This is a genomic window from Klebsiella scottii, from assembly GCF_036561945.1.
Taxonomy (GTDB): Bacteria; Pseudomonadota; Gammaproteobacteria; order Enterobacterales; family Enterobacteriaceae; genus Klebsiella; species Klebsiella scottii.
The window spans coordinates 316,686-331,804 of sequence record NZ_JARXNI010000018.1 but is presented as its reverse complement, the minus strand read 5'-3'; the positions used below and the strand labels follow the sequence as shown (position 1 = coordinate 331,804).

Annotated in this window: 13 protein-coding genes; 9 read left to right on the top strand and 4 right to left on the bottom strand. The window is 51.2% G+C overall.

Annotated features, from left to right (window positions below):
• The first annotated feature begins 163 nt into the window (after positions 1-163).
• The 4 genes from ssb1 (at position 164) to QFI97_RS03435 (ending at position 5,299) form a co-directional block, all read left to right on the top strand.
• Positions 164-706, top strand: coding sequence for a single-stranded DNA-binding protein SSB1 (ssb1, locus tag QFI97_RS03450; RefSeq protein WP_095104908.1), 543 nt, complete (start codon positions 164-166; stop codon positions 704-706).
• 443 nt (positions 707-1,149) lie between these two features.
• On the top strand, positions 1,150-2,238 hold the full coding sequence (locus tag QFI97_RS03445; protein WP_095104910.1) for a cellulase family glycosylhydrolase: 1,089 nt from the start codon (positions 1,150-1,152) through the stop codon (positions 2,236-2,238).
• Between the two features lie 45 nt (positions 2,239-2,283).
• Complete coding sequence (locus tag QFI97_RS03440; RefSeq protein WP_346430582.1) at positions 2,284-3,678, top strand: MFS transporter; 1,395 nt, start codon at positions 2,284-2,286, stop codon at positions 3,676-3,678.
• 277 nt (positions 3,679-3,955) lie between these two features.
• Positions 3,956-5,299 carry a carbohydrate porin gene (locus QFI97_RS03435; RefSeq protein ID WP_346430581.1) on the top strand — a complete coding sequence of 448 codons (1,344 nt, stop codon included), beginning with the start codon at positions 3,956-3,958 and terminating at the stop codon, positions 5,297-5,299.
• Between the two features lie 84 nt (positions 5,300-5,383).
• Here the strand turns inward: QFI97_RS03435 and QFI97_RS03430 are convergent, their stop codons facing one another.
• Together QFI97_RS03430 and QFI97_RS03425 are read right to left on the bottom strand one after the other, a co-directional pair.
• Positions 5,384-6,934, bottom strand: a complete 1,551-nt coding sequence (locus QFI97_RS03430) for an MltF family protein (protein WP_346430580.1) — start codon at positions 6,932-6,934, stop codon at positions 5,384-5,386.
• 83 nt (positions 6,935-7,017) lie between these two features.
• The gene (locus QFI97_RS03425) at positions 7,018-7,368 is read right to left on the bottom strand and encodes a helix-turn-helix transcriptional regulator (protein ID WP_095104918.1); all 351 of its coding nucleotides are present in this window, start codon (positions 7,366-7,368) and stop codon (positions 7,018-7,020) included.
• A 653-nt stretch (positions 7,369-8,021) separates the two neighbouring features.
• Here QFI97_RS03425 and bamA point away from each other — a divergent pair.
• Positions 8,022-10,445: an outer membrane protein assembly factor BamA gene (gene bamA / locus QFI97_RS03420; RefSeq protein ID WP_095104920.1), complete on the top strand. Its 2,424-nt coding sequence runs from the start codon at positions 8,022-8,024 to the stop codon at positions 10,443-10,445.
• Between the two features lie 443 nt (positions 10,446-10,888).
• Positions 10,889-11,239 carry an anti-adapter protein IraM gene (gene iraM, locus QFI97_RS03415; protein ID WP_346430579.1) on the top strand — a complete coding sequence of 117 codons (351 nt, stop codon included), beginning with the start codon at positions 10,889-10,891 and terminating at the stop codon, positions 11,237-11,239.
• 11 nt (positions 11,240-11,250) lie between these two features.
• On the opposite strand, the gene QFI97_RS03410 is transcribed toward iraM, so the two are convergent.
• Together QFI97_RS03410 and QFI97_RS03405 are read right to left on the bottom strand one after the other, a co-directional pair.
• A complete protein-coding gene (locus QFI97_RS03410; RefSeq protein ID WP_198389070.1) occupies positions 11,251-11,718 on the bottom strand; it encodes a hypothetical protein in 468 nt (155 codons plus the stop codon).
• A 21-nt stretch (positions 11,719-11,739) separates the two neighbouring features.
• Entirely contained in the window at positions 11,740-12,618 is an 879-nt protein-coding gene (locus QFI97_RS03405) for a transcriptional regulator (RefSeq protein WP_331833783.1), read from the bottom strand.
• 449 nt (positions 12,619-13,067) lie between these two features.
• Between QFI97_RS03405 and QFI97_RS03400 the strand changes: the two genes are divergently transcribed.
• From QFI97_RS03400 to QFI97_RS03390, 3 genes are all read left to right on the top strand, one after another.
• Positions 13,068-13,664, top strand: coding sequence for a LuxR C-terminal-related transcriptional regulator (locus tag QFI97_RS03400; RefSeq protein ID WP_223261832.1), 597 nt, complete (start codon positions 13,068-13,070; stop codon positions 13,662-13,664).
• A gap of 140 nt (positions 13,665-13,804) precedes the next feature.
• Entirely contained in the window at positions 13,805-14,389 is a 585-nt protein-coding gene (gene ecpA / locus QFI97_RS03395; protein WP_346430578.1) for a common pilus major fimbrillin subunit EcpA, read from the top strand.
• A 61-nt stretch (positions 14,390-14,450) separates the two neighbouring features.
• Positions 14,451-15,119 (top strand): EcpB family pilus assembly chaperone, encoded by a 669-nt coding sequence (locus QFI97_RS03390; protein WP_095104929.1) that lies wholly within the window; start codon positions 14,451-14,453, stop codon positions 15,117-15,119.

Sequence of the window (15,119 nt, the reverse complement as noted above, 5' to 3'; positions counted from 1 at the left end):
GTTTGAATATACAGTATTGGAATGGCAGCGGGGGTTGATGGTGAAAAATTGTATAGCGATAAGATGTTTACTGGAATCGACGTCCCAGCTATCTAAATGCACCTTTGTGGTGTTAGTATTACCGGTTTACACTTATTAAGAAACGTATTCAGGAGATTCGATTATGGCCAGCAGAGGCGTAAACAAGGTGATTCTCGTCGGTAATCTGGGGCAGGACCCGGAAGTACGCTACATGCCAAGTGGCGGCGCAGTCGCTAACTTCACGCTGGCGACTTCCGAATCCTGGCGCGATAAGCAGACCGGCGAAATGAAAGAACAGACCGAATGGCACCGCGTTGTGCTGTTCGGCAAGCTGGCTGAAGTGGCTGGCGAATACCTGCGTAAAGGTTCGCAGGTTTATATCGAAGGCCAGCTGCGTACCCGCAAATGGACCGATCAGTCCGGTGCAGAGAAATACACCACTGAGATCGTGGTCAACGTTGGCGGCACCATGCAGATGCTGGGTGGCCGTCAGGGCGGCGGCGCTCCGGCAGGCGGCGGGCAGGGCGGACAGGGCGGTTGGGGTCAGCCTCAGCAGCCGCAACAGCCGCAGGGCGGCAACCCGAACCAGTTCAGCGGCGGCGCGCAGTCTCGCCCGCAGCAGCAGGCTCCGGCAGCGCCTTCTAATGAACCGCCGATGGATTTCGATGACGACATCCCGTTCTAATCAACACCCGTTTTAGAATAGCGGTCTCAGAATCATAAACCCTGCTCCGGCAGGGTTTTTTTGTACTATTGTGTCCTGCTTCCTGCTTCCTGCTTCCTGCTTCCTGCTTCCTGCTTCCTGCTTCCTGCTTCCTGCTTCCTGCTTCCTGCTTCCTGATGCCACTGCCAGGCAGCCACGGTACCTGACATGTATTTGAAATAAATTAGTTTTTAAACAACAGGTTAATTTGTTTTTTCCGCGTTCCACAGCTTCCCTATCCGCTACTCACCTTCTTGAGAAATCGCCTCATCCCTGACCCGTTTCTTATGCGTAGTCGATCACGTTTCATCTTCATCAACGCACCAGGTTTGTGAGGATTATCTCTTTTCAGCATGCCGCCATTTGCTCATTTAGGGCATAACTAATATTTATTAGCTAATTATTATCAGTAATCAGGAGCAATGATGAAACAGCAGTGGAGCAAAGAGCAGGCGCAGGCGTGGTATCAGCAGCAGGGCTGGCTTTGCGGGTTTAACTATCTTCCCTCGACGGCGGTGAACTGGACCGATATCTGGCAGGAGGAGACGTTCGATGAGCCAACCATCGATCGCGAACTGGGCTGGGCGGCAGAGGCGGGTTACAACACGCTGCGCATCAACCTGCCGTTTATCGTCTGGGAGGACGATCGCGACGGCCTGATGGCGCGCATCGAGCGTTTCCTGGCAATTGCCGATAGCCACGGTTTTAGCACCATGCTGACGCTGATGGACGACTGCGGTTTTTCGGGCGATGAACCGTATCTGGGGCCGCAAAAACCGCCGGTACCCGGCAAGCATAACAGCCAGGCGGCGGCGAGCCCCGGACGGGACAAGGTCTGCGACCGCGACAGCTGGCCGCAGATCGAATGCTATATCCGCGACGTTATCCGCCAGTTCCGCGACGATAAGCGCGTTCTGCTGTGGGATCTCTATAACGAGCCGGGGAATCGCGGCATCTTTGCCACCGGCACGGTTGAGGTGCTGTACGACGAAAAGCTGGAAACTTATGCCCATGAGCTGATGGAGCTCGCCTTCCGCTGGGCGAGGGAAGAGGACCCGACCCAGCCGCTGACCGTCTGCGCCTGGCGCCTGTCAGAGGAAGTGGAAGGCGAGACGTTCTACCAGCAGCCGCTGGATCAGGCCGCGCTGACCCTCTCGGACGTGGTCAGCTATCACGCCTATACCAACACCGCCCGCATGACGGCGATTATCCAGCAGCTGCAGCAGCTGGAGCGGCCGATTTTTTGCACCGAGTGGCTGGCTCGCCACGTTGGCAGCACCATCGAAGAGCAGCTGCCGCTGATGTATATGGCGAAAGTCGCGCCTTATCAATGGGGCCTGGTGCGCGGGAAAACCCAGACCTGGCTGCCGTGGCCGGTGGTGATGAAGGAATCTACCGATTACTGCCGGCTCTGGTTCCACGACGTCTTTGAAGAGAACGGGATCCCGTTCTCCCGCAAAGAGATTGCGCTCATCCGCAGGCTTCGTCACATCGCCCAGCCGTCACGGGCATAATAACAATATATCCGGCGGTACGCCGCCGGGATTAGGGTACACACTATGGCAACGACAATGAAAATACCGTCTCGCGAGTTGTGGTCTTATTTTGGCTATGGTTTAGGTCAGTGTTTTAGTTTTGGTTTAGTGGGTTCGTTTATTAACTATTTTTATACCGATGTGCTGGGCATATCGGCGCTGGCGGCCAGTACGATTTTCCTCATTGCGCGCGCGTGGGATGCGGTTCACGACCCGCTGTTCGCCAGCATCATGGACACCATTAACAGCCGCTTTGGCAAGTTTCGCCATTTCCTGCTAATTGCGCCGCTGTTAATCACCGGGGTCACGCTGCTGGCGTTTTATAAAATCGAAGCAGATATGACGACCATGATTATCTACGCCGGGGTGACCTATATATTGTGGGGCACGCTGTACGCGATATCGGATATTCCGTTCTGGTCGATGTCCTCGGTGATGACCAACGACTCCGGTCAGCGCACCCGCGCGGTGACGGCGGCGATGCTCGGCGTCAATGCCGGGATTGCCTGCGCCAACATCTTCTTCCCCAGGCTTGCGGCATTCTTTGCCCAGTACAGCAACGATAAGGGCTATTTTATGGCGGCGCTGGTGATGATGCTGGTCGGCCTGCCGCTGATGCTGAACGGTTTTTTCCAGATTAAAGAGCGCGTGCAGGCCGGTCCGGAAAAGGTCACCATGCGCGATACCTTTCATAATCTGCGGCAGAACAAACCGTTATTTATCGTCCTGCTGTCATTCTTTTTCTGCGTATTCCACAACGTCGCCGGCGGGATTTACATCTATTTCTTTATCTACAATATGGGCGACGGCGGGCTGCAGATGGCGATCGGTATTATGGGGATTGTCGCGGCGGTGCTGTGCCTCGTGGCCCCGATGCTGACGCGCAGAATGCAGAAGCGGAAGCTGTTTATGATCCTTTGCGGGCTGGATATTCTGGTGCGCGTGGTGATGTGGTTTGCGGGCTATCAGCACGCAGCGCTGCTCTTTATTCTGCTGGGTTTAAGCACGCTATTTATCATGATGAGCAATATCCTGACCTCATCGATGATTGCCGACACCATTGAATACGCCGAATATCATACCAACAAGCGCTGCGCGGCCATTACCTTCTCCGGACAAACGTTTACCGGCAAAATGTCGGTGGCCGTCGGCGGCGGATTAATCGGCGTATTTTTGACGCTGATAGGCTACGTGCCGCAGGCGCAAATTCAGAGCGAGAGCGTGCTTAACGGACTGTTCTTCGGCATCTGTCTGCTGCCCGCATTTGGCTCACTGATCAGGATGGGCTGCATGTCGCGCTACACGTTTACGGAAGACAAGCATGCGGAGATTTGCGCTTTACTGGCGGATCGTCGGCAGGCTACGAAGCCGGAAAATGATGGCGAAGAAACGCTTAAGCAACCGCTGCCAATAAATTAGTTACGCCGTTAAAACAGGCTATCGGGTAAATAACCGATTATATCCCCGAGCGGGAGCAGCACCCCCAGGAGAAAACATACTGACAGGCCAGCAGCTCTCTGAGCTTACGCCGTTATGGCGTGCTGGAGCCCGGGTCTGGTCGCGCAAATAATAGTGTTACTGTCGTTAATAACCCGTCTGTGACGGTGGGCGGGTTATTATTGTCATCATCGTCATGCTTTATCCATAAACCCTAAATAATAAACTTCATTTAATTAAATAATAAAAGGCTTTACCGATGAATAAAATATGGGTCGGCTGTTTTTTGACGTCTTTATTTACCCCTGTGGTCAATGCTCAGGCGTCGTTATCCCTTGAGGAACGACTGGCACAAATGGAACAACGGCTGAAGGCGACCGAGCAGCGAGCGGCCAGCGCGGAGGCGGAGATCCACGCATTAAAACGTCAGGATACGCCAACGGCGGCGGCCAGCGCCGCTCCGGCCAAACCCGCTTTAGAACTTAATGATTATGGCGAAATAAAATTTTACGGCGACGTTGAGTTTAATATGGACGGCGCCAGCCGAACCGGCAGCCTGACCTCGATAAAAACCAGCGCCAATAAAAACTGGGCTCCGGGAGATAAAGAACGCTGGGATATTAACGGACGTATTCTGCTGGGCTTTGATGGATTACGGAAAGGCGCTAACGGTAAATACGCCGGATTTAGCGTACAGCCGCTGGCGGATATGAATGGCAAAATGAATCTTGATGATGCGGCATTTTTCTTTGGTCAGGAGGATGACTGGAAAATTAAAATCGGACGCTTCGAAGCCTATGATATGTTCCCGCTTAATCAGGATACGTTTATTGAGTATTCTGGCAACACGGCGAACGACCTGTATAGCGACGGCTACGGGTATATTTATATGATGAAAGAGGGGCGCGGACGCAGCAGCAGCGGCGGCAACTTCCTGCTGAGTAAAACCCTGGATAACTGGTATTTTGAAGTGAATACGCTGGTGGAGGACGGCAGCTCGCTGTTTGTTGATCGGAGCTATCACGGCAATGCGCTGGATAATCGTAAAAACGCGGTTTACGTGCGCCCGGTGGCGGCATGGCGGTCCGGTGCCTGGTCGGTGGCGGCGGCGCTGGAAAGCAACCTCGTGAATAACGCCTACGGTTACCAGAATCAGGATGGCCGCTGGGTCGATCGGTCCAGCCGTACCGGCTACGGTATGACCCTCAGCTGGAATACGCAGAAGGCTGACCCGCAGGATGGGGCGGTGGTCAATTTGAGCACCGCGTATCTGGATGCGGCGGACGAAAAGGACTTCAGCGCCGGGATTAATGCGCTATGGCATCGCGTGGAGCTTGGCTATATCTACGCGCATAATAAAATCGACCAGTTCAATCTGTCCGGGGTGAGCGCGGAGTGCGATGGGGACTGCGCGATTCTGGCCCCGGGACGCTATGACATCCACACCATTCACACCTCGTGGCAGTTGCCGAATATCATGGATATGCCGAACTTTAATATCTACCTCGGGGCTTACGCGTCGTGGCTGGACTCGTCCGCAACGAAAACCGGCAATACCGATGAGCGCTACGGCGCGCGGGTACGTTTCAAATACTTCTTCTGATAGGGCAAGCGGCGCGTATTTTGAGATACGCCATCCCGGCTGGCAAAAACCCCGCTTCGGCGGGGTTTTTATTGTCTTTTCGCCTCACTGCGCGACCGGTATGCCGCCTGTTTTAAACGAAATATCCGCGCGTCGGGCGGCGGCGGTTGCCTTCTGCCTGCGCGTCATCTCATCGACGATCAGCCGGTAGGCGATGTAGTACTTATAGATATTGCTGACGTAGGTCACGGTCTCGGAGCCGATCTTCTCTGCGGCCAGGTACTCCACGTTGCCAAACCAGATATTAGGGTCAAAACCGCGCTTTTTCGTTTCAACCCGCAGGCGGGCTATTCTCGCCGGTCCGGCATTATAGGAGGCGAAGGAGAACAGCGCCTTATCGAGCTGCGTCATCGGCTCGTCGCCGTAGTACCGGTCTATCATCCAGCGCATATATTTCACCCCGGCGTGGATATTCGGATCAAGCTTGCTGATATCGCCCACCTTCAGCTCCTTACCGGTACGCGGCATAACCTGCATCACGCCTATCGCCCCGACGTGGCTGCGCACCGACTGATTAAGGCGCGACTCCTGATAGCCCTGGGCCGCCATCAGCAGCCAGTCGACGTCGTAGCGATCGCCGTACTTACGAAAGATATCCACCATCGCTAAAAATTTACGCCGCTCCTTTTGCGCCGCCGCGTTTTTGACATATTTAGCATCTTTCAGGTAGCGCAGCAGGATGGTATTCCCCAGCCTGCTGCCCTGGCTGTTGGTCTTCACAAACTGATTAAGCGAAGCGAGCAGCTGGGGGCTCTCTTTGCGCACCGCCCAGGCGATGCTGGCATCATCGCGCAGGACGATAGTCTGGTGTACCTCGATTTTAGGGAACACCTGCTGCCAGAACAGCGCCTTATGGCGATCGACAACGGTCAGGGGGATAAGGCCGGCGTTGAGCATCTCAATCAGGTCCTCATCCTCAAGCGATTCCGGGGCTGCATCAATGACCACCGGCTGGCGCGACTCTTTCAGAAAGCGCGCGTTTAGCGCGACCAGGCTCTGGTAATAGCTTGAGGAACGGCGCACGAATACCGTCTTGCCCGAGAGCTGGTCGATATCGCTGACCGCGGGAGAGCCCGGCCCGGAAAGCAGCAGCTCCTGAACGCGGGTATAAAGCGGCGCGCTGAAGGCGACCTGCTGCTGGCGCTCCGGGGTGATGGTGAGGTTCGCGGCGACGATATCACCCTTACCGGCATTGAGCGCGTCGATCAGCTGGTCGCGCGCCACCGGAACGAAGATGATCCGCACCTTGAGGTGGCGGTGCCGGAGCTTATTCTCCTTCATCAGCTGACGATTAAGGTCGCGCTCGTACTCAATGAAAATGTCATGCGTGGCGCCGCGCTGGGTGCCCTTATTGATAAAGAAAAAGGTTTTGCTGTAGGTGGTCAATACCCGGATGGTGCGCCGCTCGAGCATGCCGGAGAAATCCCCCCGCCAGGGTTTTAGCATCTCTTCGGGATTGATCTCCAGGGTCTCTCGCGGCTCGGGCGCCGGCGGTTTTTTCTCCGCGGAAGCGGCATAAACGGAGCCAACAAACAGCATCGCGATCAGACAGGTAAAGTAAGCGATAAATAATCGCTGCAAATAGAGGATGTTCATGGCGCGGCACTCCGCAGGGGCATCCTTTCATTTTAGTCAACTCCGGGCGGTTAGCGCGTTCGCCTGGCGCCTGAACGGCGGCCTTATGCCGCTGAAATTTTACGAAACTGCGTAGGCGTGACTGAATAGTATTTTTTAAAGGTCCGATTAAATGCGCTGATGTCCTCATAGCCGGCCATAATGCAGATATCGACGATGCGAAAGGCCGGTTTTATCTGCAGCAAATCCCGACAAAGCAGCATCCGCTGCTGCCTGATGAATTCCATTGGCGACATCCGGAAGTATTGCTGGAAAAGGCGAAACAGGTGCCACTCTGAATAGCCGGAAAATACGCTTAGCGCATTCACGGTGAGTTTTTTCTCCAGATTATTTTTTATCCAGCACACCAGTTCGTGCAGCACGGCCTGTTGGACCCCATTTTTACGCTGATTCATGCCAGTTCCAGAACGATGGCGCCCGCCGCTTCATGGCGTGGGCAGAGGGTGATGTCACGGTCAGGTTCCCGCCCGGCATGGCTCTCTGCCGGGTCTCGGTGTCCAGCGCCGCCGCGGGAAAATGCCTTACCGTCCCTGGCAAGGCGCCACTACTTTGCTTTTAGATATCGCAACCGGCTTTCCATGATGCTCCCATAAGCCTCTGCGACCTTATCCTGTCATTTTGAGGAAAATATGAAGAAACAGGATTAATATATCTGGTGATATATTTTTGAGCACATTCCGTGGCGCGGCCTGCATAATTTATTCAATATCTCTTCATTTTATCTGCGGCATTATAAGCTAATTTTTGCGTGTTCCTGGTCAACCCCAGAGAGCATCATTCCTAACAAGATCTTTCCCCCTTTCAACCAATGCGGAAGGGGGCTTTTTTATTTTTTATAATTAATGAAAAATACTTTATATATTACTTCCTGATTCTCTCAGACCGAAAAAACAGGTTCGAGTTCCGCTGATAAATATTTTTATTTACGGTTCTTTAAGATCCATGTTTTCTCCATTGTTTCATCATAATTAAGTGCAATTCTGCGCCTCGTTTACGTTAATCCCAGCAGATTCATGCTATTTCTAAATCTCTCTTAAATAAAACGCCCATGCTAAAGAAAACAAATATCATTGCCGGATTATTGATTTCACCCTTAACGCTTTATGCCGCAACGTCGAACCCTGTTGATGATATTCGCTTTGAGGGCCTGCAGCGCGTTACCGTGGGAGCGGCACTGTTGAGCATGCCCGTTCATCCGGGAGAAGAGGTCTCCAATGACGATATCAGCGACGCGATACGCGGCCTGTATGCCAGCGGCAACTTTGAGAATGTGCAGATCCTGCGCGATGGCCGTGCGCTGGTGGTACAGGTTAAAGAGCGCCCGACCATTGCCAGCATAAGCTTTGCCGGCAATAAGTCGGTTAAAGACGAGATGCTGAAAGATAATCTAACCGCCAGCGGGGTTGAGGCAGGTAGCGCGCTGGATCGTAACGCTCTCAGCGAAATAGAAAAGGGATTACAGGATTTTTATTACAGCGTCGGAAAATATAGCGCCAGGGTCCATGCGGTGGTGACGCCGCTGCCGCGCAACCGCGTAGATTTAAAATTCGTCTTTCAGGAAGGGATGTCGGCAACTATTGCCCAGATTAATATTATTGGCAATAAAGTATTTAGTGAAGAAACGTTGCTCGACCAGCTTCAGCTGCGCGATCATGTTCCGTGGTGGAATGTCGTCGGTGATAAAAAATATCAAAAACAAAAAATGGCGGCCGACCTTGAAACGCTGCGCAGCTATTATCTCGATCGCGGCTATGCGCGTTTTGCCATTAATTCCAGCCAGGTCAGTATTACCCCGGATAAAAAATCGCTATATCTTACGGTCAACCTTGCGGAGGGGGAACGCTATAAGGTAAACCGCACCATCGTGACGGGGGATATGGCCACGCATGGCCAGGAAATTGATGCGCTGGCCCAGCCGCTGTCCGGCCAGTGGTATAGCGGAGCAGAGATTACCGCAGTAGAAAACGCGATTAAAAAGCGCTTCGGTAAATATGGCTATGCCTGGCCGCAGGTGGCGACGCATGCCGAAATTGACGATCGGCAGAAAAGCGTGACGTTGCGTATTAACGTTGAGGCCGGCCGCCGCTACTCCGTACGGCAGATTCGTTTTATCGGCAACGATACCTCGCGCGATGCCGTTTTACGCCGTGAAATGCGCCAAATGGAGGGCGCGTGGCTCAATGATGAAAAGGTACAGCAGGGAAAAGAGCGCCTTGACCGCACGGGCTATTTCGAGACCGTTGAGAAAGAGATAACCCCGGTTGCCGGCAGCCAGGATCGGGTTGATGTCGTCTATAGGGTTAAAGAGCGTAATACCGGCTCATTTAACGTCGGTCTGGGGTTTGGTACCGATAGCGGCGTCAGCTACCAGCTGGGAGTGACCCAGGATAACTGGCTGGGTACCGGCAACAGCGTCAGCTTTAACGGGACCCGCAATAGCTATCAGTCCTATGTTGAGCTCGGTGCGACGGACCCCTATTTTACCGTCGACGGCGTTAGCCTGGGCGGCAAAATTTTCTATAACAGCTACGACGCCTCCGATGCCGACTCCGGCAGCTATAACCAGCAGAGCTACGGCATTGGGAGCAATCTCGGCTTCCCGATTAGCGAAAATAACTCGCTGAATCTGGGCGTCGATTATGTCCACAACCACCTGACCAATATGGAACCGGAGCTCACGACCTGGAATTACCTTAACTCGCGGGGAATTTATCCGCAGGTGGTGACCAAAGATGGCGACAGCGGGGCGGAATATAGCGCCAATGATTTTTTTGTCAGCCTGGGATGGAGCTATAACGATCTCGATCGCGGGTTTTTCCCCCGCTCCGGCAACAAAAGCAGCCTGAGTGGCAAAGTGACCGTCCCGGGATCTGATAACAGCTATTACAAGCTGACCCTCGATACCACCCAGTACGTGCCGCTAAATGAAGGCCAACGCTGGGTGTGGATGGAGCATCTGAAAGCGGGCTATGCCGGCGGCCTGCAGGGTAACGCCGTGCCCTTTTACGATAATTTCTACGCCGGCGGATCGTCATCGGTACGCGGCTTCTCCTCAAATACCATCGGCCCGAAAGCGGCCTACTATCGCTGTAATGGTTCTGAAAGCAGCTATAGCGGCTGCCCGCTGGATACCTCTTCCGACGCGGTAGGGGGGAATGCGATGGCGGTGCTGAACAGCGAGTTTATTATTCCTACGCCGTTTATTAGCGACAAATACGCCGACAGTTTGCGGACCTCGCTCTTTGTCGATGCGGGAACGGTATGGAGCACCTCGTGGCAGAATAGCGCCCAAACGCTGGCTGCGGGGATCCCGGACTATAGCGACCCGCTGCATATCCGAATGTCGGCGGGGATTGCGGTACAGTGGATGTCGCCGCTAGGCCCGCTGGTCTTCTCATGGGCTGAGCCGTTTAAAAAGTACGATGGCGATAAGACCGAGCAGTTCCAGTTTAATATCGGCAAAACCTGGTAAGCGGAGGCAAAGAGCAGCCCTGCGACCACCACGCCGCTGCGTGAATGATGACGGTCGGAGTGTTATCACTCACCCAGCGGGGGGCGGGGCGGATCGACTCACATTCCCCCGGCGGTTATTTTCCCGCCAGCGGGAAAGTGAGAGCTCGGACCCGAAAATAGTCTGTTTTCCCGTTATCTCGTTGTTTAATCTGAATTCCGCCTCGATATTTTTTTGTAAAGTTATGCAGGGTTATTTTATGATTTTCTGGCTTTATCTATAAAGATGTATTTGTAGGGTCTTTATCTACGTATTAAATATTAGGGTGGTTACTTGTAAATGGCTGGATCAGTTTTTACGGGGGGCCGTTGCATATCACATTATTGCGGTGAGGACTTGCGATTAATTATAATATTTGCTATCTCTGGACACATGGTTGCAGGCCAAGGATACAAGGACGAAATATGAAATGGACGGTGCTTAATACAATCATATGCCCGCATTCTGGGGTGGCGTTCTCCAGTATATGCGGATTACGGTTTTTAAAATTTATCATCTGGTATGAAGCGGATATTCTTTTGATTCCCGGCGAGTCAATGAAGCTGTATTCATCTAAGGTTCTGATAAACAATAAATACCACTTCTTTAAAGTTTATAACATTGCGACCTACAGCGATACGCAGTGGGAGGCGCTGAGAGAGCGGCCATCCTGCCCCTATGACTTCGGTGCAACGACCGCAGAGGGTTGCTGCTACCAGCCGCACTGTGTCATTAAACGATGTCCTGTCAGCTATCAACGCCAGACTATATGCTAAACTGGCGGCTATTAAGCGCGGGTATTTTCACAGACGAAATAGGGCGTATTTGTCGACATCAATACCCACGCATCAGACTTTACCTTTATTATTTTAATAATGAAGTTATCTTCCTTGCTAATTTCTGTAAAGAATGGCGGGAAAATATCATCGAACTTTTCAGAGAATGCCGGTGAGCTGGTTCTCATGTTTGAGTTATTGTTTTTGAAAATATAGATGTTGCTCTTGTTTTTAGTGTAAGAGAAGTATTTGCGAATGATGATATTATCCCGTGCATTTCCGGAATTGCCGCTAAAGGTAATTAGACCATTACCATTTTTAGTGAAAAACGTAACTGAAAAGGAGAACACTTCATCATCATTGATAATCGAAAAGGCAGAGTTACAGTCAATGCTATCATCATCTTCGCGGAAGTTAATGTAATATATGGTACCACCGATCATCATAACAATGATTATGAGAGTTATTACTTTCTTCATTTTATATACCGATGTTGTGTTTTATTTTAAGTAGTAAGATGAGGTACAAAATGACTTCTTGCTTGATTTAAGCGGATAGCGACAAACGATCAGCGACGTTCTGCTCGACGGATAGTGATTGGTAATATATACCGTTTGCCCATCGGAACAGGTGATGTGCTTCTCCTGAAGAAAATGAATAAAAAACTCATCAAATCTTAGATCATCATTGCGAAACACCGTACAGGCACCGGGAGTGGCCAGTTCGGTATAAGAGGCGAAAGGCGCGCGAGTTTCAGTAAAATAATAAATATATACGAACAGTGCTATCGCCAGCAGGCTTGCGAAACCCGCAATTTTACATGTTCCTTTTTCTTTTCCGGCGAACCTGAGACCAGAGAGTATTCGCGGGGAGATCTTGTGTTCTTTTTCTGGCGGCGGCGACGATACGTTATCCTGAGGAGGTCCCGGGTCTTGTCGCTGCAGGTCGATGCTTTCTACTGCCGGAGGTTGGTGGAGGTTATTAACAATTTCCTCAACATTCTGTTCACTATTGCCTTTGGGCCCCGGCTTGTTTTCAATACGCTGAGCCAAAATGGCGGTCTCATCGGCAATCATAAACCCCCGTTTCGGGATCGTTTGAATTATGGTGCCGTTAACCTGCAGGCGATTTAGTGATTTGCGTAGCAGAGAGATGTTTTGGTGTAGGGTATTCGGCGTAACGTTCATCCCTCTTTCTCCCCAGGCGTTATGCAACAGCTCCGCCTGGGTGACTATTCTGCCCTGGTTTTTAATTAATAAAACAAAGCAAAGGCTTGCTGGAATTGCCAGAGTGATACGCTCATTGTTTTCTATAGAATGCAGAGTATGCGCCGTAGGGTTGAACCTGATCGTGTTCTCGATAACGTAAATAGTATCCATATATCGTTTCTTATCGTGAGAATAGTTACCGCTGCTGATATTTATCTAAGATTTGATATTGCGATACTAGCATTAAAGCTTACCCGCAGCATTCATTCATAACTAAGAATTATCTTAATCCACCAGGATGTTTGTTATAAAAGGCCTCATATTTGTTAACTTAAGGATATTTATCATTTTATTTTCAATGAGTTACGTTTTTACATAAAATCAACAAATGTGATTTCTTTACACTTCATAACTTTATGAGTAATAAAATATGAGCGCTACGACTATTATTGCTACACAAAGTTTTTCGGCGGTGACGTAACAATATTAATAAAAGGATGTGGTCGTCCTGCGATAACAATGTTAATAAATAGCAAGATCGTGCCAGGTTGTTGTTACGAGTCCGATATAATCAATAAAGAAGGCGTCGTGGAGGTGTTTTTTTCGGACTGGTTGGCCCAATGGAACAGAGGCTGGTTATTATGGCTGTACTGATTGTAACTGATAATTATTTCTTTATGCAGGGCTTGAGCCATTTGGCCGATGACTTCTGTTATATCGGTTGTGCCGGTAGTTTTGATAGTGCGAATGCCCGTGAGCAGTGTATGGCGCTGAGTGCTGAAGACTATGTGATTATCCATTTTTCACACTTAGACCATATATTATGTTTCTACAGGTACTATCTTTCTAATAGCCTGGCGAAAGTTGTTGTGGCACCGGATGCAAAGTTTGTTAGCGACGTTTCGGACATTAATGATATTTATTTTCTCTCGGCCAATGCCAGCGTCAAGGCGGTAGAGAACATGTTAAAACTTAAAAAGTATAAAATAAGAAAGAGAAGCCTGACCGCACGGGAAGAAAAAATAATGTCATTAATGATTATCGGTAATTTGATTAATGATATTTCGGAGATGCTCGGTTTAAGCATCAAGACGATTAGCTTACATAAAAGTAATACCAGCAATAAAGTCGGTTTAATTAACACCAACAACATAACGATGCTGGCCCTGATGCGATTTATTCTGCCGGCATCGAAGAGTGGGGTGCGATTTATTTAATCGGCCTGACAAGCACATCCTGTCGATTTATTAAAGTATTTGTTTTTAAGGACCCGTGGTTCTTAAAGGCGATCATTCCATAAAGAACTATGGAACAGTATGGGCCATAAAAAGCCTCTTATCTTTATCAGGTGACAAATATGAAATTGAAAATGTTGGCAGCAGCTCTGATTACTACTTTCTGTGCTGGCGCTGTTCAGGCCGCTGATGTTACGGCTCAGGCAGTAGCGACCTGGTCTGCAACCGCTAAAAAAGATACCACCAGCAAGCTGGTTGTCACTCCGCTGGGCAGCCTGGCTTTCCAGTATGCTGAAGGGATCAAAGGCTTTAACTCGCAGAAAGGCCTGTTTGATGTTGCGATTGAAGGCGATGCTACCGCAACGGACTTTAAACTGACTTCCCGTCTGATCACCAATACCCTGACTCAGCTGGACACCTCTGGCTCTACGCTGAGCGTCGGCGTTGATTATAACGGCGCGTCCGTAGAGAAATCTGCTGACACCATCATGATCGACACCGCAAACGGCGTACTGGGCGGCAACCTCAGCGCGCTCTCTAATGGCTACGACCAGACTGGCCGTACGACCGCTCAGGATGGTTTCAACTTCTCTATCGTTAGCGGCACCCTCGACGGCACTACGGATGTAACGGATTACAGCACGCTGCCGGAAGGGATCTGGAGCGGCGACGTCAGCGTACAGTTCGACGCGACCTGGACCAGCTGATTTCCCTGTAGCACAAAGCGGGGGGAGTTCCCCCCTGCTTTCTTTCACGGATTGAATTCCCATGAAAAACCGTATTCTGGCTATTGGCCTCTGTTTCTGCGCAATTATGCCGGCCCAGGCGCTGGACGTTGGCGATATCTCCTCTTTTATGAACAGCGACAGCAGCGTGCTCAGCAAAGAGATAAAAAATACCACCGAGAGTGGACGTCTGATCAATATCCATATGGAGCGCCTCTCCTCACCGCTTGATGGCGGCAGCGTCATTCCGATGGAAAGCCAGGATGAAGTTTTGCTTACGCCAGCCAGCCTGCTGCTGCCGGCGAAGAGCAGCGATGTTATTCGCTTTTTCTACAAAGGCCCGACGGATGACAAAGAGCGCTATTACCGCATCGTCTGGTTCGATCAGGCGCTAAGCGACGCGCAGCGCAATGGCGCAGCCCGCAGCGCGGTAGCGACGGCATCGGCCCGTATTGGCACCATTTTGGTCGTTGCTCCCCGCAAGGCGAATTACCGCTATCAGTACGCCAACGGAACGCTGGTGAATAGCGGAAACGCGACGCTGCGTATTCTCGCCTACGGCCCATGCCTGAAGGCGGCGGACGGCAAAGACTGCAAAGAAAATTATTACCTCATGCCCGGTAAAGAGCGCCGATTCACGCGCGTCAATCTTGCCGATAAAAAAGGACGGGTCGCTCTCTGGCAAGGCGAGCAGTTTGTTCCCGTAAAATAA